General features: G+C 71.6%; 19 protein-coding genes and 2 pseudogenes. 14 read left to right on the top strand and 7 right to left on the bottom strand.

Going from position 1 to position 21,844, the window contains the following annotated elements:
• Positions 1-79: 79 nt before the first annotated feature.
• Positions 80-808, bottom strand: a complete 729-nt coding sequence (locus tag QRY02_RS44475) for an SDR family oxidoreductase (protein ID WP_285988679.1) — start codon at positions 806-808, stop codon at positions 80-82.
• A 171-nt stretch (positions 809-979) separates the two neighbouring features.
• Here QRY02_RS44475 and QRY02_RS48760 point away from each other — a divergent pair, with 171 nt between their 5' ends.
• Both QRY02_RS48760 and QRY02_RS44460 read left to right on the top strand, forming a co-directional pair.
• Complete coding sequence (locus QRY02_RS48760; RefSeq protein WP_353068360.1) at positions 980-2,551, top strand: discoidin domain-containing protein; 1,572 nt, start codon at positions 980-982, stop codon at positions 2,549-2,551.
• A gap of 77 nt (positions 2,552-2,628) precedes the next feature.
• On the top strand, positions 2,629-3,252 hold the full coding sequence (locus QRY02_RS44460; protein WP_353069659.1) for an SAM-dependent methyltransferase: 624 nt from the start codon (positions 2,629-2,631) through the stop codon (positions 3,250-3,252).
• Positions 3,253-3,951: 699 nt separating this feature from the next.
• On the opposite strand, the pseudogene QRY02_RS49000 reads toward QRY02_RS44460, so the two are convergent.
• Positions 3,952-4,326, bottom strand: a pseudogene (locus QRY02_RS49000) (alpha-lytic protease prodomain-containing protein); the annotation flags it as partial.
• A 153-nt stretch (positions 4,327-4,479) separates the two neighbouring features.
• On the bottom strand, positions 4,480-4,776 hold the full coding sequence (locus QRY02_RS44450; protein WP_285988678.1) for a GNAT family N-acetyltransferase: 297 nt from the start codon (positions 4,774-4,776) through the stop codon (positions 4,480-4,482).
• Between the two features lie 200 nt (positions 4,777-4,976).
• Here QRY02_RS44450 and QRY02_RS44445 point away from each other — a divergent pair, with 200 nt between their 5' ends.
• The 6 genes and pseudogenes from QRY02_RS44445 to QRY02_RS44420 all read left to right on the top strand — a co-directional run bounded on the left by QRY02_RS44445 (position 4,977) and on the right by QRY02_RS44420 (position 11,700).
• A complete protein-coding gene (locus QRY02_RS44445; RefSeq protein WP_285994095.1) occupies positions 4,977-7,154 on the top strand; it encodes a terpene synthase family protein in 2,178 nt (725 codons plus the stop codon).
• 60 nt (positions 7,155-7,214) lie between these two features.
• A complete protein-coding gene (locus tag QRY02_RS44440; RefSeq protein WP_285988677.1) occupies positions 7,215-8,006 on the top strand; it encodes an MBL fold metallo-hydrolase in 792 nt (263 codons plus the stop codon).
• Complete coding sequence (locus QRY02_RS44435) at positions 8,003-8,602, top strand: DedA family protein (RefSeq protein WP_285988676.1); 600 nt, start codon at positions 8,003-8,005, stop codon at positions 8,600-8,602. Before QRY02_RS44440 ends, QRY02_RS44435 begins: the two co-directional genes overlap by 4 nt.
• Positions 8,599-10,721 (top strand): annotated as a pseudogene (locus QRY02_RS44430) (phage holin family protein). Before QRY02_RS44435 ends, QRY02_RS44430 begins: the two are co-directional and overlap by 4 nt.
• Positions 10,718-10,948, top strand: coding sequence for a putative acetyltransferase (locus QRY02_RS44425; RefSeq protein ID WP_285988675.1), 231 nt, complete (start codon positions 10,718-10,720; stop codon positions 10,946-10,948). Before QRY02_RS44430 ends, QRY02_RS44425 begins: the two are co-directional and overlap by 4 nt.
• Entirely contained in the window at positions 10,945-11,700 is a 756-nt protein-coding gene (locus tag QRY02_RS44420; protein ID WP_502874170.1) for a methyltransferase domain-containing protein, read from the top strand. Before QRY02_RS44425 ends, QRY02_RS44420 begins: the two co-directional genes overlap by 4 nt.
• Here the strand turns inward: QRY02_RS44420 and QRY02_RS44415 are convergent.
• Entirely contained in the window at positions 11,678-12,478 is an 801-nt protein-coding gene (locus QRY02_RS44415) for a TetR/AcrR family transcriptional regulator (protein WP_285988674.1), read from the bottom strand. The two genes, QRY02_RS44420 and QRY02_RS44415, sit on opposite strands and share 23 nt — an antisense overlap.
• Positions 12,479-12,554: 76 nt before the next feature.
• On the opposite strand from QRY02_RS44415, the gene QRY02_RS44410 reads away from it, so the two are divergent.
• Genes QRY02_RS44410 through QRY02_RS44395 form a run of 4 tightly spaced genes read left to right on the top strand, consistent with a single transcriptional unit; the run spans position 12,555 to position 16,977 of the window.
• Positions 12,555-14,828, top strand: a complete 2,274-nt coding sequence (locus QRY02_RS44410; protein WP_285988673.1) for an ATP-binding cassette domain-containing protein — start codon at positions 12,555-12,557, stop codon at positions 14,826-14,828.
• Positions 14,825-15,649, top strand: a complete 825-nt coding sequence (locus QRY02_RS44405; RefSeq protein WP_285988672.1) for a siderophore-interacting protein — start codon at positions 14,825-14,827, stop codon at positions 15,647-15,649. The genes QRY02_RS44410 and QRY02_RS44405 overlap by 4 nt, the downstream gene beginning before the upstream one ends.
• The gene (locus tag QRY02_RS44400) at positions 15,634-16,506 is read left to right on the top strand and encodes a phosphotransferase family protein (RefSeq protein ID WP_285988671.1); all 873 of its coding nucleotides are present in this window, start codon (positions 15,634-15,636) and stop codon (positions 16,504-16,506) included. The genes QRY02_RS44405 and QRY02_RS44400 overlap by 16 nt, the downstream gene beginning before the upstream one ends.
• A 54-nt stretch (positions 16,507-16,560) precedes the next feature.
• Positions 16,561-16,977, top strand: coding sequence for a nuclear transport factor 2 family protein (locus QRY02_RS44395; RefSeq protein ID WP_285988670.1), 417 nt, complete (start codon positions 16,561-16,563; stop codon positions 16,975-16,977).
• A 397-nt stretch (positions 16,978-17,374) separates the two neighbouring features.
• Here the strand turns inward: QRY02_RS44395 and QRY02_RS44390 are convergent, their stop codons facing one another.
• Both QRY02_RS44390 and QRY02_RS44385 read right to left on the bottom strand, forming a co-directional pair.
• Positions 17,375-17,977, bottom strand: a complete 603-nt coding sequence (locus QRY02_RS44390) for a TetR/AcrR family transcriptional regulator (protein ID WP_285988669.1) — start codon at positions 17,975-17,977, stop codon at positions 17,375-17,377.
• An 82-nt stretch (positions 17,978-18,059) separates the two neighbouring features.
• The gene (locus tag QRY02_RS44385; RefSeq protein WP_285988668.1) at positions 18,060-18,764 is read right to left on the bottom strand and encodes an SDR family oxidoreductase; all 705 of its coding nucleotides are present in this window, start codon (positions 18,762-18,764) and stop codon (positions 18,060-18,062) included.
• A gap of 101 nt (positions 18,765-18,865) precedes the next feature.
• Between QRY02_RS44385 and QRY02_RS44380 the strand changes: the two genes are divergently transcribed.
• Together QRY02_RS44380 and QRY02_RS44375 are read left to right on the top strand one after the other, a co-directional pair.
• A complete protein-coding gene (locus QRY02_RS44380; RefSeq protein ID WP_285988667.1) occupies positions 18,866-19,357 on the top strand; it encodes a winged helix-turn-helix transcriptional regulator in 492 nt (163 codons plus the stop codon).
• A gap of 172 nt (positions 19,358-19,529) precedes the next feature.
• Positions 19,530-20,687, top strand: a complete 1,158-nt coding sequence (locus QRY02_RS44375) for an AAA family ATPase (RefSeq protein ID WP_285988666.1) — start codon at positions 19,530-19,532, stop codon at positions 20,685-20,687.
• 4 nt (positions 20,688-20,691) lie between these two features.
• On the opposite strand, the gene QRY02_RS44370 is transcribed toward QRY02_RS44375, so the two are convergent.
• Positions 20,692-21,696, bottom strand: a complete 1,005-nt coding sequence (locus QRY02_RS44370) for a LacI family DNA-binding transcriptional regulator (RefSeq protein ID WP_285988665.1) — start codon at positions 21,694-21,696, stop codon at positions 20,692-20,694.
• Positions 21,697-21,844 lie beyond the last annotated feature (148 nt).

Here is a 21,844-nt window from a genome sequence, read left to right as displayed (position 1 = left end):
TTCCGGTGGTCTGTTCTTCCCACCATGGAGAGGACCGCGGCCGCCGTGGGGCGGCCGTCCCACTTGCGACCCGGATGGCCTAGCGAGCGCCGTACGCGCCGCCGTTCACGTGCACGACCTGGCCCGTGAGGTGCGCGGCTCCCGGATCGGCCAGGAACCGCACGGTGTCCGCGATTTCTTCCGGACGGCCGGCCCGCTGGTTGAACGCCACGGAGATCCGCGAGCTCAGCCATTCGTCGGTCAGCGTGCCGTGGAAGAACTCCGTGTCGAGGACGACACCCGGCGCCACGACGTTGGCCGTTCCCCCGGCGCCCAGTTGCCGCGCCAGGTCGGTGTTCCACGCCTCGATCGCCGCCTTCGCCGCGCCGTACGAGCCTGAGCCCTGCTTCGCCGCGATGGAACCGAGAGTCACAACGCGCACGTTGTCCGCGAAGCGCGGCTTCAGCGCCGCGGTGACGAGCACGGCGGAGAGGACGTTCGCCTCGAAGTTCGCCTGCCACGCGTCGGCGAGGCCCTTCAGGTCGCCGGCCGCGGGCGCTTCCCGGACCCGGTCGGTGTTGCCGCCGGCGTTGTTGATCAGGACGTCCACCCGCGAAGGCAGCTCCGCCAGTGCGGCCTGCACCGCCGCCGGGTCGCTCGCGTCGAAGGCCACCGCTCGCGCGCCGATCTTCTCCGCCGCCGCTTCGAGGACGTCCTTGCGCCGCCCGGTGACGGTCACCCGCTCGCCGGCCGCCGCGAACCGGGCGGCGATCGCCAGCCCGATGCCGGTGCCGCCGCCGGTGACCACGATTTCCCGCTGTTCGCTCATGGCGTCATCTTCGCCGAGGAAAGCCCTTTCCCACCGGATTTTCCCGCCGAGTGGGACACGAACCCCAGTTCGTTAGGAAACTTTACGAATAGGTCTTGACGAGCCATCACTCCCCGGCGAACCTGGACGCACGCCGCAGTCATCGTCCGCCCCACGTCCCCCGGAGGCAGCATGACCCGGCGCGCGCTCGTGCTCGTCGTGACCCTGTTCCTCGCCCTGGCCACCGCGCTGACCGGCGCGGGCACGGCGAGCGCGGCCACGACCCAGCCGACGTTCCTCACCTTCTACGGCTGGTGGGACAACACCCCGCCCGGCGGGGACATCTCCTACCCGCAGATCCACGACACCGCGGGCGGCAAAGGCACCTACGCCGACCCGATCACCTTCGCCACCAGCAGCGACGAACTCAAGCCCGGCACCAAGGTCTGGGTGCCGCGGGTGAAGAAGTACTTCATCATGGAGGACGGCTGCGACGAGTGTTCCGACGACTGGAACGGCCACGGCCCGAACGGCGGACCCGGCCTGCGCCACATCGACCTCTGGCTCGGCGGCAAGGGCGGCAGCGCCTTCGACGCGATCGACTGCGAAGACGCGCTCACGCACTACAACGCCGACAACACGCCGGTCATGGAACCGGTCGTCGTCGACCCGCCGTCGGACGAGCCGTACGACGCCACACCGATCTTCACCACGAGCACCGGTGCGTGCTGGGGCGGCGCGCGGCCGAACACCACGGTCGGCCAGTACCGCAACAACTCCACCGGCACCTGCCTGGCCGCCCCTGGCAGCGGCGCCACGCTGAAAGTGGCGGCCTGCACCGGCGGCGCCGACCAGCGGTTCACCTTCCACGGCGCGTTCCTCGTGATCGACGACAAGTGCGCGGGCATCTCCGGCAGCTCGATCGTGCTGCAGACCTGCACCGGCGGCCCGGCCCAGCAGTGGTCGATCAACCCCGACGGCACCATCTCGGACATCCAGTCCAGCAGCAAGTGCTTCCGCGCCTCGGGCACCACGCTGACCGCGGGCAGCTGCTCCGGCACCGCCGCCCGCTGGACGTTCACGGCGGCCGGCACCTCGGGCCTGAGCGTGACGCCGTCCTCGGTGACGGTCGCGCCGGGCGGCTCGGCGACGGCCACCGTGACCTCCACCGACGCCGTGTCGCTCTCCGCGAGCGGCGCTCCCGCGGGCGTGACCGTCTCCTTCTCCCCCACCTCGGTGCCCGCCGGCGGGACGTCGACCGTCACGATCGCCGCCGCGGCCGGCGCGGCCCCCGGCTCGGCAGCGATCACCCTCACCGGCGGGACGAAGACGGCTTCGCTGGGTGTCACGGTGACCGGCGGCCCGGAAGTGCTGCTGTCCCAGGGAAAACCGGCGACGGCGTCCTCCACCGAATCGTCCTCGTACCCGGCGGGCGCCGCCGTGGACGGCAACCTGACGAGCACGCGGTGGGCGTCCAAGGAGGGCACCGACCCGCAGTGGCTGCGCGTCGACCTCGGCGCGGCGAAGTCCGTCACGCACGTCAAGCTGAGCTGGGAAGCCGCGTACGGGAAGGCGTACAGCATCCAGACGTCGGCCGACGGCACGACCTGGACGACGATCTACAGCACCACGACGGGCAACGGCGGCACGGACGACCTCACCGGGCTGGCCGGCACCGGCCGGTACGTGCGGATGAACGGCGTCACGCGCGGCACGTCGTACGGCTACTCGCTGTACGAGCTGCAGGTGTTCGGCACCGCCTGAGTTGCCATTCCGGCAACGAGGTTTGCCTTCTCAGGGACGTTGTCCGCATGCTCAGAGGACGTCCTTGAGGAGGAACCATGTCCCACGACCACCCGATGACCGTCGACGAGATGCTCAAGCAGGACTTCTGGGAAGCGATGTACCAGCGTGACGAGCACCGGATCTGGAGCGGGAACGTCAACGTCAACCTGCGCACCGAGGTCGAGGGCCTGAAACCCGGGCACGCCCTCGACCTCGGCAGCGGCGAAGGCGGCGACGCGATCTGGCTCGCGAAGCAGGGCTGGACGGTCGACGGCGTCGACATCTCGACCACCGCGCTCGCCCGCGCGGAAGAAGCCGGCGCCGAGGCGGGCGTGACGGTGAACTGGCTGCACCGCAACATCCTCGAGTGGCGGCCGGAAGCGCAGTACGACCTGGTCTCGGCGCAGTACATGCACCTCCCGCCGGACCTGCGCCGCGACGTCTTCACCGCGGCCGCGGCGGCGATCCGGCCCGGCGGTTCGCTGCTGGTGGTCGGGCACTCGCCGAAGGCCATGCGGGAGTTCGACGGCCAGAAGCCGCCGGAGGAGCTGTACTTCGAGCCCGAGGAGATCACGACCTACCTCGGCGACCCGTGGCAGTGGGTGGTCGAGACGTGCGAGACGCGCGGCGAGGGCCACCACACCGACGCCGTCTACCGCGCGCGGCGGCTCGAAGCGTGACGGAACGAGGGCCCGCTCACCTCCCCCGACGGAAGTGAGCGGGCCCGCGCCCCGGCTCAGGCGAGCTCGAGGCCGTAGGCCTGCAGCTCGAAGGGTGAGCGGGTAGAAGTAGCTGGTCTGGGTGTCGCCGCCGGACAGCGTGCCGAGGCCCTTCGAGCCGTCGTACGCCGGGCCGCCGGAGTCGCCGTGATCGGTGTGCGCGGTGGTGCCGAACTCGTGGTTGAGCACGCCGACGTCGAAGTTGACCGACTCGTCGACCGAGGTCACCTCACCGCTGCCGCCGCCGGTGGTCGAGCCCTGCTTCTGCATCTGCTCGCCGACGGTCGGCGTCGCCGCGCTGGTGATCTGCTGGCCGGTGTTGATCTGGCCGGGGCCGGTGCCGTTCGGGCGGGTCAGCAGGCCGGAGTCGGCGCCGGGGCAGTCGCTTTCGACGACCTGCGCGCCCGAGACGTCGCCGCCGGACCAGGTGCCGCCGAGGTTGGTGCAGTGGCCCGCGGTGAGCAGGAACGGCGAGCCGCCGCGCGTCACGTTGAAGCCGAGCGAGCAGCGGCCCTGGCTGTTCTGGATCGCGTCGCCGTCCTTGATGTACAGCTCCAGCTTGCCGGTGCGGTGCTCGACGCGGACGCTGTCGCCGTACTGAGCGGCGGCCGCGGCGACCTTGCCGGCGGTCTCCTTGCTGGCCGCGTCGTAGACCTTCACCACGACCTGGTTGGTCTTGGTGTCGATGCCCCACGCGGTCTGCGGCACGTTCTTCACCGCGTCCAGCTGGTTCTTGACGCCGGTGAGCGCGGCGAAGGTGTGCTTGACCTTCTTCGCGGTGAAGCCGGCGGCCTGCACCTGCTGCATCGCGGCGTCGTCGACGACGTTCACGACGGCCTTGCCGTTTTCGAGGTAAACGCCGCCGGACGCGGCGCCCAGTGCGTTCGCCACCTGGGTGGCGCCGGTGATCGCGCGGGCCTGCAGCTCAGCGAAGGCCAGCGGGGCCGCGGTGGCCGCCGAGGTGCAAACGCCGCTGGTCAGCGCGGCGGCCGACAAGACGGCGAAGGTCTTGAAGGCGGTCTTCCGGGGAGTCATCAACTTCCTCCAGGGTGGGGCGTTCGAAGCCGGTGCCGACACTTTCGTTGCCAGGCAACCAACGCACTACCGACGAAGGTTGGTTAATAACCAAGGGATTCGGACATACCTCTCAGATCACCCGGACGGCGCAACGTTCGTAGGGCTTCCGGCCTACTCGCGCCGCCAGCGGACGTGGTCTTCGTACCCCGGGTTCTTCTTCAGATAGCCGGCGATGAACGGGCAGACCGGCACGATCGTCCCGCCGTGGGCGACGACGTCGTCGAGCGCGCCCGCCGCCAGTACCTTGCCGAGGCCCTGCCCGGAGAAGGTGTCGTCGATCTCGGTGTGGGTGAACACCGTGAGGTCGCCGCGGCGGTCGTACTGGGCGATCCCCGCCAGCTTCTCGCCCGCCCACAGCTCGTAGCGGTCCTCGTCCGGGTTGTCGACCACCCGGTTTTCGTCGGTCATCTGCTCTCCTCGCTCGGGGCTTCCACCATCGTGCGACGGCCCGCCACCGCGCGCCGATCGGGCCGGAACGCCGCTGGGCCGGCCGGGGGAAGCGCTCGTCCCGTTCGTGTGCTTCCCGGCTGTTCCCCTTGGCGGACACCACGGCCGGCTGGTTGCCTCGCGGTGTGCCTGAACAGCCGTTCGTCCTCCCCGAGTTCTACATGCCCTACCCGGCGCGGCTGAACCCGCACCTGGACCGGGCGCGCGAGCACAGCAAGGCGTGGGCGCGCGAGCAGGACATGATCGACGTGCCGCAGCACGGCACGGTGATCTGGACCGAGCGCGACCTCGACTCCCACGACTACGCGCTGCTCTGCGCCTACACCCACCCCGACGCCGGCGCCGGCGAGCTCGACCTCATCACCGACTGGTACGTCTGGGTGTTCTACTTCGACGACCACTTCCTCGAGCTCTACAAGCGCACCGGCGACATCGACAGCGCACGCACCTACCTCGACCGGCTCGAGAAGTTCATGCCGGTCGAGGGGGACATCACCGCGACGCCGGAAAACCCGGTCGAGCGCGGCCTCACCGACCTGTGGAACCGGACGGTCCCGCACCGGTCGGCCGGCTGGCGGCGCCGGTTCGCCGACAGCACGAAGGCGCTGCTGGACGAGTCGCTGTGGGAGCTGGCCAACATCAACGAGGGCCGGCTGGCCAACCCGATCGAGTACGTCGAGATGCGGCGGAAGGTCGGCGGCGCACCGTGGTCGGCGAACCTGGTCGAGCACTCCGTGCACGCCGAGGTGCCCGACGCGATCGCCGCGTCCCGGCCGATGGAAGTGCTGCGCGACTGCTTCGCCGACGGCGTCCACCTGCGCAACGACCTGTTCTCCTACCAGCGCGAGGTGCAGGACGAGGGCGAGCTGTCCAACGGCGTGCTCGTGTTCGAGAAGTTCCTCGGGCTGGGCACGCAGGAGGCCGCCGACGCGGTCAACGACCTGATCACCTCCCGGCTGCACCAGTTCGAGCACACCGCGCTCACCGAGGTGCCCGAGCTGCTCGACGACCACTGCGTCGACCCGGCCGCGCGGGCGGCGACGTTCGCCTACGTCAAGGGCCTGCAGGACTGGCAGTCCGGTGGGCACGAATGGCACCTGCGGTCCAGCCGGTACATGAACGAAGGCGCCTTGGCCGACCGGGGCGGCCCGGACCTGGGCGGCGCGAACGGGCTGGGCACCTCGGCGGCACGCATCTTCGCGTCGGTGCTCGCCACCGCACCGCAACGGCTCCGGGCGTACGGTTCGACGCCGTTCCGCGCAGTGGACGTGCCGCGGCCGTCGGTCGGCGTGCCGTTCCCGCTGCGGCTCAGCCCGCACCTCGCCGCGTGCCGGGTCCGCAACGTCGACTGGGCGCGGCGCACCGGCTTCCTCGACGGCGTGGTGTGGGACGAGCGGAAGCTGCGCGCCGCCGACCTGCCGCTGTGCGCGGCGGGCATCCACCCGGACGCGACGGCCGACGCCCTCGACGTCACCAGCGACTGGCTGACCTGGGGCACCTACGCCGACGACTACTACCCGGTGGTGTTCGGCGCGACGCGCGACCTCGCGGGTGCGAAGGCGGCCAATCTCCGCCTGTCGGCGTTCATGCCGGTGAACGATTCGCCGATGCCGACGCCGGCGACGGCGCTGGAAGCGGGCCTGGCCGACCTCTGGCCGCGGACCACGGCGGGCATGACCCCGGACAACCGGCGCACGGTGCGCCGCGCGGTCGAATCGATGACGTCGAGCTGGCTCTGGGAGCTGGCGAACCAGGCGCAGAACCGCATCCCGGACCCGATCGACTACGTCGAGATGCGGCGCCGGACGTTCGGTTCGGACCTCACGATGAGCCTCTCGCGGTTCTCGCACGGCCGTTCGGTGCCGCCCGCCCTGTACCGCACGCGGCCGGTGCAGGCGATCGAGCACTCGGCGACGGATGTGGCGTGCCTGATCAACGACCTGTACTCCTACCGCAAGGAGATCCAGTACGAAGGCGAGCTGCACAACGCGGTGCTGGTGGTGCGGAACTTCCTGGACTGCACCGAGGAGCGCGCGTTCACGGTGGTGACCGACCTGCTGCACGCCCGGCTGGCGGAGTTCGAGCACGCGTCGGCGATCGAGCTGCCGGCGCTGGTGCGCGACTACGCCATCGAGCCGGCCGTCGAGGAGATGCTGCTCGGCTACGTCCAGGAATTCCGCGACTGGATCGCCGGAATCCTGAACTGGCACGAGAACGTGGGCCGCTACACCGAGGCGGAGCTGCGCTACCACCCGGCGGCGGCTTCGGTGTTCGGCGGCCCGACCGGCATCGGCACGTCCTCGCTGCGCATCTCGTCCCTGCTCCCCGCGGGTCACTGAGCCGCGTTGCCCTGGCCACTCCGCCGGGCGTCCGGCGCCGGCGGAGGTGATACTCGGGGCGTGAGCGGCTTCAGCCTGCGATTCCTCGGCCATTCGACCGTCCGCCTGGACCTCGGCGGCCGGGTCGTGCTGACCGATCCGGTGCTCACCGCGCGGGTCGGCGGCCTCGTCCGGGTCGTGCCCGTGCCGGCGCCCGAAAGCTACGCCGACGTCGACCTCGTCCTGCTTTCCCACCTGCACGGCGACCACCTGCACCTGCCGTCGCTGCGGCTGCTCGGCGAAGACACCCGGATCGTCGTCCCCCGCGGCGCCGGGACGTGGCTGCGCAGGAAGGGCTTCGAGCACGTCGAGGAGATCTCGCCCGGGGAGACGCTCACCGACGGCAGCCTGACCGTCACCGCCACCGAAGCCGTCCACTCCGGACACCGGTGGGGGCCGCGCCTGACCCACGGACCGCAGAGCCCCGCGCTCGGGCACCTGATCGAAAGCGACGGCAAGCGGATCTACAACGCGGGCGACACCGACCTCTTCGACGGCATGCGCGGCCTCGGCCCGGTCGACGTCGCCCTGCTGCCCGTCTGGGGCTGGGGACCGAACCTCGGCCCCGGGCACCTCGATCCCGCCCGCGCCGCGCGGGCCGCGGGGCTGGTTCAAGCCCGGGCGGCCGTCCCCGTGCACTGGGGCACGCTCGCCCTCCCCGGCGTCAGGCGCACCGCCCGGATGCGGCGCCTGCTCGCCGATCCGCCGCGGGTGTTCGCCGCCGAAGTGAAAGCCGCCGGAGGGGCCACCGACGTCCTGTTCACCGAGCCCGGCGCCGACGTCGCCCTGCCCTCGCCGAAGGACCGTGCGTGAACTGGACCGACCCGGCCGCGATCGGGTACCCGGCCGTGTTCGGCGGCGTGCTGCTCGGGTCGATCATCCCGATCGTGCCGACCGGCGCGGTCGTCGGCGCCGCGGCCGCCGTCGCGACGACGACCGGCCACCTGTCCCTGCCGCTGGTGATCGTCCTCGCCACCCTCGGCGCCTACGTCGGCGACGTCGTGACGTTCGGGATCCCGCGCCTGGGCAGCGAAGCCGCGTTCCGCTGGATCAGCCGCCGCCAGCCCGCCGAACGGCTCGAGAAGGCCCGCGAGCAGTTCGCCCGCCGTGGCTGGCAGCTCGTGGTGATCGGCAGGCTCGTCCCGGCCGGCCGCATCCCGGTGCTGCTCGCCGCGGCCGCGTTGGGCTACCCGTGGCGGCGCCTGCTGCCCGCCGCGCTCGGCGCGTGCGTCCTCTGGGCGAGCGCGTACGCCCTGCTCGGCATCCTCAGCGGCGGCCTCTTCGACTCGCCCCTCGTCGCGACGCTGCTGGCGACGGTGCTCGTCCTGCTGGTCACCGTGCTGGCCAGCCTGATCGCCCGGTGGCGGCGCAAGACCCCGGCGGCGGCGCAAGACAAGGAGCCGGTGTGACGACGGCGGCGCCGAAGGGCAGGCTGCTGCGCGGCGGCCGGGCCGTCGCCCGCGCGTTGCTCGTCTGGATCGCGGTGACCGGCGCGCTGCGCCTGCTCGACGTGCTCCTGCCCGGGTTCCGGATGACGCACTGGTGGCAGCCGACGGTCTGCGCGCTGCTGCTCGGGCTGCTCGCCGCCGTGGTCTGGCCACTGGTCATGCGGATCGCCTACCCGCTGGCGTTCTTCACCTTCGGCGTCTTCGGGTTCCTGCTGCTCGGGGCCGGGACGCTGGCCGTGTTCCGGACCGTGCCCGGCGTCGAGGTCGCGGGCTTCCGGACCGCGGTGATCGTCACGCTCGGCATGGCCGCCGTCGGCGCGCTCATCTCGAGCGTGCTCGCCGTCGACGAGGACGAGATCTTCTTCCGCCGCGCCGCCCGGCGCCGCCGCCGGCACACCCCCGCCACCGGGGCCGCGGACCAGCCGCCCGGGGTGCTGTTCCTGCAGATCGACGGCCTCGGGTACGACACCGTCCGCCGCGCGATCCGCGACGGCGACATGCCGACGTTCGCCGCGTGGCTCGCCGAGGACAGCCACGCGTTCACCCGGTGGCACACGGACTGGAGCTCGCAGACCGGGCGAGCGTCTGCGGCATCCTGCACGGCTCCAACCACGACATCCTCGGCTTCCGCTGGTACGAAAATGACCGCGACCACGTGATGGCGTGCGCGCACCCGGCCGACGCGGCCGAGATCGAGCGGCGGCACTCCGACGGGCGCGGCCTCCTGTCCGGCGACGGCGCGAGCCGCGGCAACCTGTTCTCCGGCGACGCCGCCCACGTCAGCCTCACGATGAGCTCGATCCCGGTGCTGGTCCCGAAAAAGCTGCTGCGCCGGCACCGGGATCGGCTCGGCGCGGGCTACTACGCCTACTTCGCGAACCCGGTCAACGCGCTGCGCACGTTCGCCGTCGCGCTCGTCGACGTCTTCCGCGAAATCAGCGCGTCGGTGCGCCAGCGCCGCGCCGGTGTGGTGCCGCGGATCCCGCGCGGCGGCTGGTACCCGCTGGCCCGCCCGGGCACGACGGTGATCGCGCGGGACGTCGTCGTCTCCGCGATCCTCGGCGACATGCTCGCCGGGCGGCCGGTCGTGTACGCGGACTTCCTCGGCTACGACGAGGTCGCGCACCACTCCGGCATCGAGCGGTTCGACACGCTGTCGGTGCTGCGCTCGATCGACCAGCAGATCGCGCGGCTGCACCGGGCGAGCCGGCTGGCGCCGCGCCGCTACCACATCGTGGCGCTGTCGGACCACGGCCAGACCCAGGGCCAGGCGTTCTCGCAGCGGTTCGGCGAGACGATCGAGGCGTACGTCGGCCGGCTGTGCGGTGGTTCGCCGTCGCCGACCGCGGCGTCTTCGGGGAAGCGGCGGCAGGCCGAGAGCTGGCAGATCAACGCGGCCCTGGCCGAGGCGACGACGAGCGGCGGCCTGATCGCGCGCCGGCTGCGCGCCCGAGTCGAGGACGCGGAGTGCGCCGAGGACCGCCCGCGCACGACGTCCGGCTCGCCCGGCGCGGTCACCCGCGTGGCACCCGGCGTGGTGGTGGTCGTGTCCGGGCACCTCGCGATGGTGTCGTTCACCGAGCACGAAGGCCGCGTCGAGCTGGAGACGATCGAGCGAGAGTTCCCGGACCTGCTGCCGTCCCTGGTGGACCACGCCGGCGTCGGCTTCCTGCTGGTGCGCAGCCGCGAGTTCGGCCCGGTGGTCCTGGGCCGCGACGGCCTGCACCGGCTGGCGACGGGGGTCGTCATCGGCGAGGATCCGCTGCCGCCGTACGGCCCGCACGCGGCGGACCTGATCCGCCGGGTGGACACATTCCCGCACTGCGCGGACGTGATGATCAACAGCCGGTACGACCCGGATTCGGACCAGGCGTCCCCGTTCGAGACGCACGTGGGCTCGCACGGCGGCCTCGGCGGCCCGCAGCAGCGCGGGTTCGTGGTGCACCCGCGCGAGCTGCGGTTCCCGGACGAGGTCGTCGGGGCGGAGGCCCTGCACCGGGTGTTCCGCGGCTGGCTGGCAGAGTTGGGCCACGCCGAGCCGGCGGGTGCCGGGGCCTCGGTTTCGGAGGTGGTGGCGTGAAACTGCTGCGGGACCTGCCGCTGGGGACGCGAGTCGTGGTGCGCTACCGCATCGAGGGCGGCTTCACCGACGCGCTCGGCGATTTGGTGGCGCGCGACGAGGACTCCTGCACGGTGGAGACCCGGCGCGGGCCGGTCGTGGTGGCGTTCGACGCCGTCGCGCTGGCCAAGCCGGTGCCCCCGCCGCCGGTGCGGAAACCCGGTGGCGGTCCGCCGCCGGCTTTGTGACCATCGGAGGCGTGTTCGAGAATCTCGTGGCCGAAGCTTCGGCGGTGTCCGTCGACGGCTGGGACTTCTCCTGGCTCGACGGCCGGGCCACCGAGGCCCGCCCTTCATGGGGCTACCAGCGCCTCCTGGGCTCCCGTCTCGGTGTCGCGCAGGCGGCACTCGACCTGGAAACCGGCGGCGGCGAAGTCCTCGGCGGCTGCCCCGCCCTGCCGCCGCTGATGGCCGCGACCGAGTCCTGGCCACCGAACATCGCGAAGGCATCGGCCCGGCTGCGGCCCCGCGGGGTCCGGATCGTGGCCACCGCCGGCTTCCCCTTCCGCGACGCCGTCTTCGACCTCGTCAGCAGCCGCCACCCCGTGACGACTTCGTGGTCCGAAATCGCCCGCGTCCTGCGCTCCGGCGGAACGTATTTTTCCCAGCAGGTCGGCCCGGCGAGCGTGTTCGAGCTGGTGGAGTTCTTCCTCGGCCCGCAGCCTGACGAAGGCCGCAACAGCCGCCACCCGGACCACGCCGTGGCGGCGGCCACCCGCGCGGGCCTGGAGGTCGTCGACCTGCGCTCGGAATCGCTGCGCACGGAGTTCTTCGACATCGGCGCGGTGGTGTACTTCCTGCGCAAGGTGATCTGGATGGTCCCGGGGTTCACGGTGGAGCGGTACCGGGACAAGCTGCGGCAGCTGCACGAGAAGATCGACCGCGACGGCCCGTTCGTCGCCCACACGACCCGGTTCCTCATCGAGGCCCGGAAGCCTTGACGATCGCCGCCTCGACGCCGTCCAGCACCAACTCCAGCCCCGCCTCGAACGACAGCCGCGCCTCCCTCTCGAGGTAAGGCTCATCGGACTCCGACGCCTCGTATTCACCTTCCTCCCCCAACCGGGCCACCGTCGGGAACCGGGCCGACAGATCCGGCGCCAGCTCCCCCAGCAGCGCCGACCGCGCGGACCACCAGTCCTCTTCGGACTGTCCCGTCTCGTGGGCCGCCTGTCGGGACTCCGCCGCCGCCTGGACCGAGCCGCGGACGATGTTGAACAACGCCGCCACCACCCACCGCACCCGGGACAACGGCAGCCCGGTCGACGCCAGGACGGAAAGCAGCGTCTCCTGGACGTGGAACTCCCCCGGCCCCAGCACCGGCCGCGCGGGCGAGACCTGCAGCAGCCACGGGTGCCGCAGGTGCAGGTCCCACAGCGAACCGGCCAAGGCCAGCGCCGCCGGGCGCCAACCGGAAGAGACCGGGAACGACGCGGGCAGCTCGCCCAGCGTCCGGTCGTACATGAGGTCGACCAGCTCGGTCTTGCCCGGGACGTACGTGTACAGCGCCATCGCCGTGCGGCCGAGGCGCTCCCCGACCGCGCGCATCGACAGCGCCGCCATGCCCTCGGCGTCCGCGATCTCGATCGCCGCCGCGACGATCGCCTCGACGGACAAGCCCGGCTTGGGCCCCGGGCCGGTGCGCGGCGCCACCACGCGCGGCCCCCACAGCAGTTCCATGGACCGGCGGGCGTCGCCCTGGCCCGCGAAGACGACCACCTTGCCGACTCCTTACACCATAAAGTAATGTACGATGGACAATCACTTTACAGCCTAAAGTATCAAGAAGGACGGTATGACCTCACCCAGGCGGGCCGCCGACACCCACGACGTGATCGAGGTCCGGGGAGCCCGGGAGAACAACCTGACCGGCATCGACCTCGACATCCCGAAGCGCCGGCTCACGGTGTTCACCGGCGTCTCCGGCTCCGGCAAGTCGTCCCTGGTCTTCGGCACCATCGCGGCCGAGTCCCAGCGGCTGATCAACGAGACCTACAGCGCCTTCCTCCAGTCCTTCATGCCGAGCCTGTCCCGCCCGGACGTCGACCTGCTGGAGAACCTGAGCGCGGCCATCGTCGTCGACCAGGAGCGGATGGGGGCCAACTCGCGCTCCACGGTCGGCACCGCGACCGACGCCTACGCGATGCTGCGGATCGCTTTCTCGCGGCTCGGCGAACCCCACGTCGGCACGTCCGGCGCGTTCAGCTTCAACCTGCCCGAGGGCATGTGCCCGGCCTGCGAAGGGCTCGGCCGGGTGTCCGACCTCGACGTCCACGCCCTGCTCGACTTCGACCGCTCGCTCAACGAAGGCGCGGTGCTCGTCCCCGGCTGGACGCCGGACAACTGGTACGTGCAGATCTACGCGTCTTCCGGCTTCTTCGACCCGGACGCCAGGATCCGCGACTTCACGCCCGAGCAGCTCGACGACCTGCTGCACAAGGGTCCGTGCAAGGTGAAGGTCGGCAAGCAGAACCTCACCTACGAAGGCCTCGCGGTGAAGGTCAAGCGGCTCTACCTGCAGAAGGACACCGAGACGCTGCAGTCGCACCTGCGTGCGTTCGTCGAGAAGGCCGCCACGTTCAAGACCTGCGGCGAGTGCGGTGGCGCCCGGCTCAACCAGGCCGCGCTGTCGGCCAAGATCGAGGGCCGGAACATCGCCGACTGCGCCGCGATGCAGATCAGCGACCTCGCCGAGTTCGTCTGGAGCCTCGACGCGCCGTCGATCCGGCCGCTGCTGGGCAACCTGCGCGACACCCTCGACTCGCTCGTCGAGATCGGCCTCGGCTACCTCTCCCTCGACCGCGAGTCCGCGACGCTCTCGGGCGGCGAGGCGCAGCGCGTGAAGATGGTGCGCCACCTCGGGTCCAGCCTCACCGACGTCACCTACGTCTTCGACGAGCCGACCGTCGGGCTGCACCCGCACGACATCGAGCGGATGAACAACCTGCTGCTCTGCCTGCGGGACAAGGGGAACACGATCCTGGTCGTCGAGCACAAGCCGGAAACCATCCGGATCGCCGACCACGTCGTCGACCTCGGCCCCGGCGCGGGCACCGCGGGCGGGCGGCTCTGCTACACCGGCAGCGTCGACGGCCTGCGCGCGTCCGGCACCCTCACCGGCCGCCACCTCGACCACCGGGTCACGCTGCGCGCGCAACCCCGCACTCCGGCGGGGCACGTCTCGATCACCGGCGCGAAGCTGCACAACCTGCGTGACGTCAGCGTCGACGTCCCGCTCGGCGTGCTGACCGTGGTCACCGGGGTGGCCGGGTCCGGGAAGTCGTCGCTGATCCACGGCTCCTTGGCGAACCGCGACGGCGTCGTCGTGGTCGACCAGTCGGCGATCCGCGGGTCCCGGCGCTCCAACCCGGCGACCTACACCGGCCTGCTCGACCCGATCCGGACGGCGTTCGCCAAGGCCAACGGCGTCAAGGCGAGCCTGTTCAGCGCCAACTCCGAGGGCGCCTGCCCGAGGTGCAAGGGCCTCGGCGTGATCTACACGGACCTGGCGATGATGGCCGGCGTCGCGTCGGTCTGCGAAGAGTGCGAGGGCAAGCGGTTCACGCCCAAGGTGCTCACCTTCGAACTGCGCGGCAAGAACATCAGCGAGGTCCTGGCGATGTCCGTCGCCGAAGCCCGGGAGTTCTTCTCCACCGGCAACGCCCGGACGGTCCTCGACCGGCTCGCCGACGTCGGCCTCGGCTACCTGACGCTCGGGCAGCCGCTGACCACGCTTTCCGGCGGCGAGCGGCAGCGGCTCAAGCTGGCGATCCGGATGGCGGAGAAGGGCTCGACGTACATCCTCGACGAGCCGACGACCGGGCTGCACCTCGCCGACGTCGACCAGCTGCTCGCGCTGCTCGACCGGATCGTCGACGCGGGCAACACGGTGATCGTCATCGAGCACCACCAGGCCGTGATGGCCCACGCCGACTGGCTGATCGACCTCGGCCCCGGCGCCGGCCACGACGGCGGCCGGGTCGTCTTCGAAGGCACACCGGCCGCGCTCGTGACCGACGCCTCCACCCTCACCGCCCGGCACCTGCGCGAATACCTGGGGAAGCCGTGAAGCCCACCGGTCTGCTCGAAGTGACGGCGGTGCGGCCCGTGACCCCGCGCACCGTGCGCGTCACGTTTACCGGCGACGGCCTCGGCGAGCTCGAGCCGTGGCCGGACCAGCAGCTCAAGCTCCTGTTCCCGCCACCGGGCCGCCCGGTGCGGCTGCCGTCGGCCGACGACGACGTCATGCGCTGGTACCAGGCGTACCTGGCGATCCCCGAGGACGAGCGCCCGGTGATGCGCAGCTACACCGTGCGCGGGCGCGATCCGGGCCGGGCGGCGATCGACGTCGACTTCGTGCTGCACCCCGGTCCGGCGGGACCGGCCACGGCGTGGGCGCTCCGAGCCGCGCCGGGTGACGTCCTCGGCCGCTACGGCCCGGACGCGGCCTACCGCCGCCCACTGTCCACAGCGGACACGCTGCTGTGCGCGGGCGACGAGACGGCGATCCCCGCCATGGCTTCGATTCTGTCCGAAGTGGACAACGCGGTGGTGTTCGTCGAGGTCGCGGACGCGGCGGAGGAGCAGCCGCTGCCCGGCGAGGTGCACTGGCTGCACCGGGACGGCGCCGGGCACGGCAGCAAGCTGGTCGAAGCCGTGCGCACCGCGAAGCTCCCCGCCGGTTCGGTGGCGGCGTGGCTGGCCGGCGAGGCTTCGACGGTCCGGGCGTTGCGCCGCCACCTCGTCGGCGAGCGCGGCTGGGCCAAGAGCGTCATCGAGTTCACCGGCTACTGGCGGCGCAGCCTGGCCCAGGACGACGCCCCGACCCCGGAGGACCTGGCCGACGCGGCGGAAAAGCTGGAAGACTCGGCCGGGTGGAAGGGGAACTGACGGCATCGGGCATCGACCCGGCTTCGGTGGTGTCGGCCGAGGACCTCGGCGGCGGAACGTACAACCGCGCCGTCCGGTTGCGGCTGGCGGACGGACGGCGGCTGGTCCTCAAGATCGCGCCGACGGCCCCCGGTCTGACCTACGAACACGACCTGCTCGCGACGGAAGCGGAGTACTACCGCCGGGTTCCGGGCCCGGTGCCGTCGGTGGTGGGCGCCGGGCCGGGGTTCCTGCTGATGACGGAGGTGCCGGGCGTCCCGTGGTCGCAGGTGCCCGGCGCCGGCCCGCACCTGCGCACCGAACTGGGCGCGATCGTGGCCGGCCTGCACGAAGTGACCGGCGACGGGTTCGGCTACCCCCAGGACCCGCTGCACCCGACGTGGCCGGCGGCGTTCGCGGCGATGGTGGACGCGGTGCTCGCGGACGCCGTCCGGTACGGCGTGCACCTCCCCCGCCCGGCGGCGGAGATCGCCCACCTCGTCCGCCGCCACGAGCCGCTGCTGGAGCTGGTCACGACGCCGGTGCTGGTCCACTTCGACCTGTGGAAGGGCAACATCCTGCTCGACGGTGACCGGGTGTCGGGCATCATCGACGCCGAGCGAGCGTTCTGGGGCGACCCGGTGGCGGAGTTCGTTTCGCTGACGCTGCTCCACGACCTGGACGCACCCCTGCTGGAGGGCTACGGCCGGGCCCGCTTCGACGCACCGGCTCGCCGGCGGCTGACGTTGTACCGGGTGTACCTGGGCTTGATCATGCTGGTGGAGATGGTGCCGCGGAAGGACACGAACGCCGACCGGGAGCGATTCGTCTCGGCGTGGCTGGCGGAGAACCTGGACGCGGCCCAGCGGGCGTTGTGATCACGTCGCATATCTGCCAGCCCGCGCCACCCGCGCCCGGTTAGGGTCGCGGGCATGCCGAGCCGCGACATCGTCGAGAACGCCTGGAAAGCCTTCGCCACGCATGACGCGGACCGGATTTCCGCCGTCTTCACCGAGGACGCCGAATGGCTGGCGCCGCCGGGCAACGCCACCGCGCTCGCCCTGGGCGGCTCCTCGCACCTCGTCGGCCGGCAGGCGATCGTGCAGTTCCTCGCCGAGGACTTCCCCCGCTTCTTCGTCAGCGACGTCACGGTGACGTTCACCGGGTTCCACGCGGACGGCGAGCGCGTCATCGTGGAAGAAACGATGACCGCCACCCTGGCCAACGGCAACCACTACGCCAACGACTACTGCTTCGTCTTCGAACTCCGCGACGGGCTCATCCACCGCGTCCGCGAGTACATGGACACCGCCCGCGGTCACCGCATGGTTTTCGGCGAGACGGCCTGAGCACGCGCTCTCGGTGGAGCAGCCGCAGGCCTGGTGAACTCGATACCGTGGCCTCCGTGCGCTCCGAAATCGTGGTCCCGCTGGTCATCCGCGACCTCACCGAAGCCGACCTGCCCGAATGCGGCTGGTCGGGCTCCCGGCTGCACCTCGAACACGTGGCCCGGGAGCTCCGCCGGGACGACGCCGACTACCTCGTCGCGTGCGCGGCGCGGTCCGGGCTGCCCGTCGGCAAAGGACTGATCGACTACCGGAAGGCAGCCGGGGCGGGCACCATCGGGCAGCTGGCCGTGCACCCGGCGCTGCAGTCGTGCGGGATCGGCACCGCTCTGGGACGAAGAAGCTCCCGACGGCTCGATCCGCCGCTACGAGACCACCTGCGTCCTCATGCGAAAGGCGATCATGCGAAGACCAGCGACACCAGCTCGTCCACGAACGGCTCCACCAGCTCCGCCCCCGTCCGGTTGAGCACGCTGTGGAACAACGCCACCCGCCCGTGCGCGCCCACGAACACGACCGCCGCCGCGCGGCCCGGGGTCACCCGCAGCGGGTGACCGGCCTCGACGCAGCGCTCGAAGCCCGCGGCCAGCCGGTCGATCACGTCCAGCAGCGGGCCCTCCGCGCGGGCGTCCGGGTCCGGCCGCGAGGCTCCGTTGGCCAGCATCAGGCGATAATGGCCCGGATTCTCCATGGCGAACACGCAGTACGCGTGAATCTGCGCCCGGACCCGGCCGACGACGTCGGTTTCGCCGAGTGACTCCTCCGCCGCGCGCATCGAATCCCGCAGCCGAGCGTATTCGTGGTCGAGCAATCCGCGGACCAATTCCGCACGATCGGAGAAATGCTGGTAGATGCTCGCCGGGGCGATGCCGACGGCCCGGGCGACGCCGCGGATCGTCAGCCCGTCCTCGCCGCCGAGCTCGGCGAGCAACCGGCCGGCCGCGGCCAGGATCTCGCCGCGCAACCGTTCGCCTTCGCCCCAGCGGTTTCTCGTTCGGCCCATTCCGGCTTCGACGTGTTCCGCCACCCGCCTATTCATACGCCCGCGGCAGGCACCGCCGTATTCCGGGGTCCGGAAAACGCCTTCAGGAAACCAGTGCGGGGTACAGCCCGGCGAGATCACCGGAGAGCCCGGCCCGCACGTTCCGGCTGACGTCGTCGGCGAGCACCTCGAAACGGCCTTCCTCGACGCCGTCCAAAGCGAGCCCCGCCACGACCGCCGGGTCGATCTTCGGGCCGTCGACGTGCTTGGCCATGTCGGTGTCCATGTACCCGACGTGCAGCGCCGTCACCTGCGTCTTCTGGGGCGACAGTTCCTGGCGCAGCGCGTTGGTCAGCGACCAGGCCGCGGACTTCGCCGCGGAGTACGCCGCCACCTGCGGGGCGGTGAACCAGGAAAGCACCGACAGCACGTTGAGCACCGCGCCACCGCCGTTGCGCTCGAGGACCGGCGCGAACTCGCGCGTCACGGCCAGCGTGCCGAAGTAGTGCGTGTCCATCTCCAGCCGGATGTCCTCGATGGACCCGCCCAGCAAGGACGCCCCGGTCGACGAACCGGCGTTGTTCACCAGCAGCGTGACGTCGCCCGCAACGGCAGCGGCTTCCCGGATGGACTCCGGATCGGTCACGTCGAGGCGCAGCGGGACCACCCCCGGCAGGTCGATCGACTCGGGATTCCGCGCCGCGGCGTAGACCTTGGCCGCGCCCCGCTCCAGCAGCGCCGCCGCGAACCGACGGCCGAGACCCCGATTGGCTCCGGTGACCAGCGCCACCGCACCCGTGATGTCCATGACGAACTCCTCTCGCACCTGACTTGCTCGTTGCAAGCTAGCTGTCCCCGACCCTACGGGGTAAACTTGCTCCCAGCAAGTCAGGTCGAAGGGATCACACGATGAGCCGTCGCATCACCTGGGCGGACGCCGCCTGCCCGATCGCCCGCGCCGCCGACGTCCTCGGCGAGCCGTGGACGCTGCTGATCCTGCGCAACGCCACCGCGGGCACCACCCGGTTCGAGGACTTCCGCACCCAGCTCGGCATCGCCGACAACGTGCTGACCACCCGGCTGGCCAAGCTCGTCGACCGCGGCCTGCTGACGAAGCTGCCCTACCGCGACGGCGGCCGCACCCGCCACGAGTACCGCCTCACCCAGGCCGGCTCGGACGCCCTGCCGGTGCTGCACGCCCTCGGCGCGTGGGGCGACGCCCACACGGCATCGGAAGCCGGCCCGGGCCCGATGACGCTGGTCCACACCCGCTGCGGGCAGCTCACCCGGCCGGGCGCGAAGTGCGACGCTTGCGGGAAACCCCTGGCCAGGGGCGATCTCGCGTGGCGCGGATCTTGGCTCGGCGAGGGCGAGATCCCCCTGGCGGATCCGGTCGGCTGAGCCGAACGGCCCCAAGCCGGTACGAAAGCCGGGTCACCAACGCCGGGCGATTCCGTGAGTGCCCGGAGCCGCCGTCGCCTCCCGATGATCGCGGCCCGGAAGCGGCCACGCACTGGGCCTGCAACGTCGAACCTGGCGCCCCGAGGCGGCCTTGGAGCGCTAGGTTCGGGACATGCTCACCACGCTGGCCGTCGAGAACTACCGCTCGCTGCGAGACCTGGTGCTGCCGCTGTCCGGCCTGACCGTCGTCACCGGGCCGAACGGCAGCGGCAAGTCGAGCCTGTACCGGGCCCTGCGGCTGCTGGCGGACGCCTCGCGCAACGGCGCCGTGGCGGCGCTGGCGCGAGAAGGCGGACTGCCGTCGACGCTGTGGGCCGGCCCGGAGAACGGCGTGCGACGGGGGACGACGCGGGTCCAGGGCAAGGTGCACACGAAGGCCGTCGGGCTGCGGCTCGGCTTCGCGGGCGACGAGTTCGGCTACGCGCTGGACTTGGGGCTGCCCGTCCCGGGCAGAGGGACGCTGTTCAACCTCGACCCGGAGTTCAAGCGGGAGGCGGTGTGGTCGGGGCCGTACCTCCGGCCGGCGGCGTTGCTGGCGGACCGGGCGGGGCCGTCGGTGCGCACGCGCGTTTCTTCCGGGGCGTGGGGTGACGACCGGTTCAAGATCCGGCTGACGGACAGCATGCTGAGCGAGTTCGCGGATCCGCGGGCGTGTCCGGAGCTGCTGGTGCTGCGGGAGCGCATCCGGTCGTGGCGGTTCTACGACCACTTCCGCACGGACGCGGACTCCCCGGCCCGCCAGTCCCGCGTCGGCACCCGCACCCCGGTGCTGTCCCACGACGGCGCTGACCTCGCGGCGGCCCTGCAGACGATCATCGAGGTGGGCCGCGAAGCGGACCTCGCGGAAGCGGTCGACGCGGCGTTCCCCGGCTCGGCCCTGGAGGTGCGCTCCCAGGACGGCCTGCTGTCGGTCGAGTTCCGCCAGCACGGCCTGTTGCGGCCGCTGTCGGCGGCGGAACTGTCGGACGGCACGCTGCGGTTCCTGCTGTGGGTGGCGGCCCTGCTGACCCCGCGCCCACCGGAACTGCTGGTGCTGAACGAGCCCGAGACCAGCCTCCACCCGGACCTCCTCCCGGCGCTGGCGGTTTTGATCGCGACGGCGGCGAAGGAGACTCAGCTCGTGGTGGTGTCCCACGCCCAGCCCCTGATCCGCGCCCTCGCGGAGGTGGCCGACGTGGGCACGGTCGAACTGGAGAAGGAGTACGGCGAGACGAAGGTGGCCGGCCAGGGCCGGCTGGACCGTCCGTCGTGGCACTGGCCGGCCCGCTGACCGGTCAGCGGCCGCGGGTGCTTTCGCGGATCTCCAGCGCGAACGGCGTCTGGATGTCCTGCGGCGGGGACGTCTTGTCTCCCGTGATCCGCCGGTGCACGAGGTCCACCGCCGCCTCGGCCAGTGCCGTCTTGTCCGGCGCGATCGTCGTCAGCGACGGCAGCGAGAATGCGCTCTCTTCGTTGTTGTCGAACCCCACGATCGCCACGTCCTCCGGCACCCGCAGCCCCAGCTCGGCCACCGCACGCAGCGCGCCGACGGCCAGCAGGTCGTTGAAGCAGAACACCGCGTCCGGCGGCGAAGGCAGCGCCAGCAACGACTTCATCGCCGCCGAGCCCACCGACCGGTGCCACTTCTCCGCCGGGGCCACCAAAGCGTCCGAATAGGACAAACCGGCCTCCGCGAGCGCCGACCGGTACCCGGCCAGCCGCTGCGACGACGTCCCGCGCTCCGGGTTCCGCCCGATCGCCGCGATGCGCTTGCGGCCCAGTGCGGCCAGGTGCGACACCGCCGTGCGCGCCGCCAGGACGTTGTCGATCGCCACGTGGTCGATCGGCACGTCCACCGCGTGCTCACCCAGCATGACCAGCGGGATTCCGCCCGGATCGGCCGGGAAGTCCGGCGCCTCCAGTGCTTCCGGGTGCACCAGGGCGCCGTCGACCAGGTGGGGCCCCAGCGACGAAAGCGTCTCCCGCTCCCGTGACCGCGTCCCCTGTGTCTGTTCGATCAGGACGCTCCAGCCGCGCTTCTGCGCCGCGGTGATCACCAGGCCGGCCAGCTCGCCGAAGTACGGGATCGACAGCTCCGGCACCATCAGCGCCAGGAACCCGGTGCGGCCGCGGCGGAGGTTGCGGGCCCCGACGTTCGGCCGGTACCCGGTCGCCGCCAGGGCTTCCTCGACGCGCCGGCGGTTCTCCGGCTTGACGAAGGCGTAGCCGTTCACGACGTTCGACACCGTCTTCACCGAAACTCCGGCAAGCGTGGCGACGTCCTTGAGCGTCACGGTCACAGGCGGTCCCTTCAGAGAGTGAGCACGAAGTGTAGCGAGCGGCCGCCGGTTTACAACGTTGTTCCAACGATGTAAAAAGTACCTCAAGGCTCCCGCGGTGACCCCGATCACCCCGGCGAGCGGGCCACCAACGACGCTGCCCGAGGAG

The organism is Amycolatopsis sp. DG1A-15b, from assembly GCF_030285645.1.
In the GTDB taxonomy this organism is placed as follows: domain Bacteria; phylum Actinomycetota; class Actinomycetes; order Mycobacteriales; family Pseudonocardiaceae; genus Amycolatopsis.
This window is presented reverse-complemented; position numbering and strand designations above follow the sequence as displayed.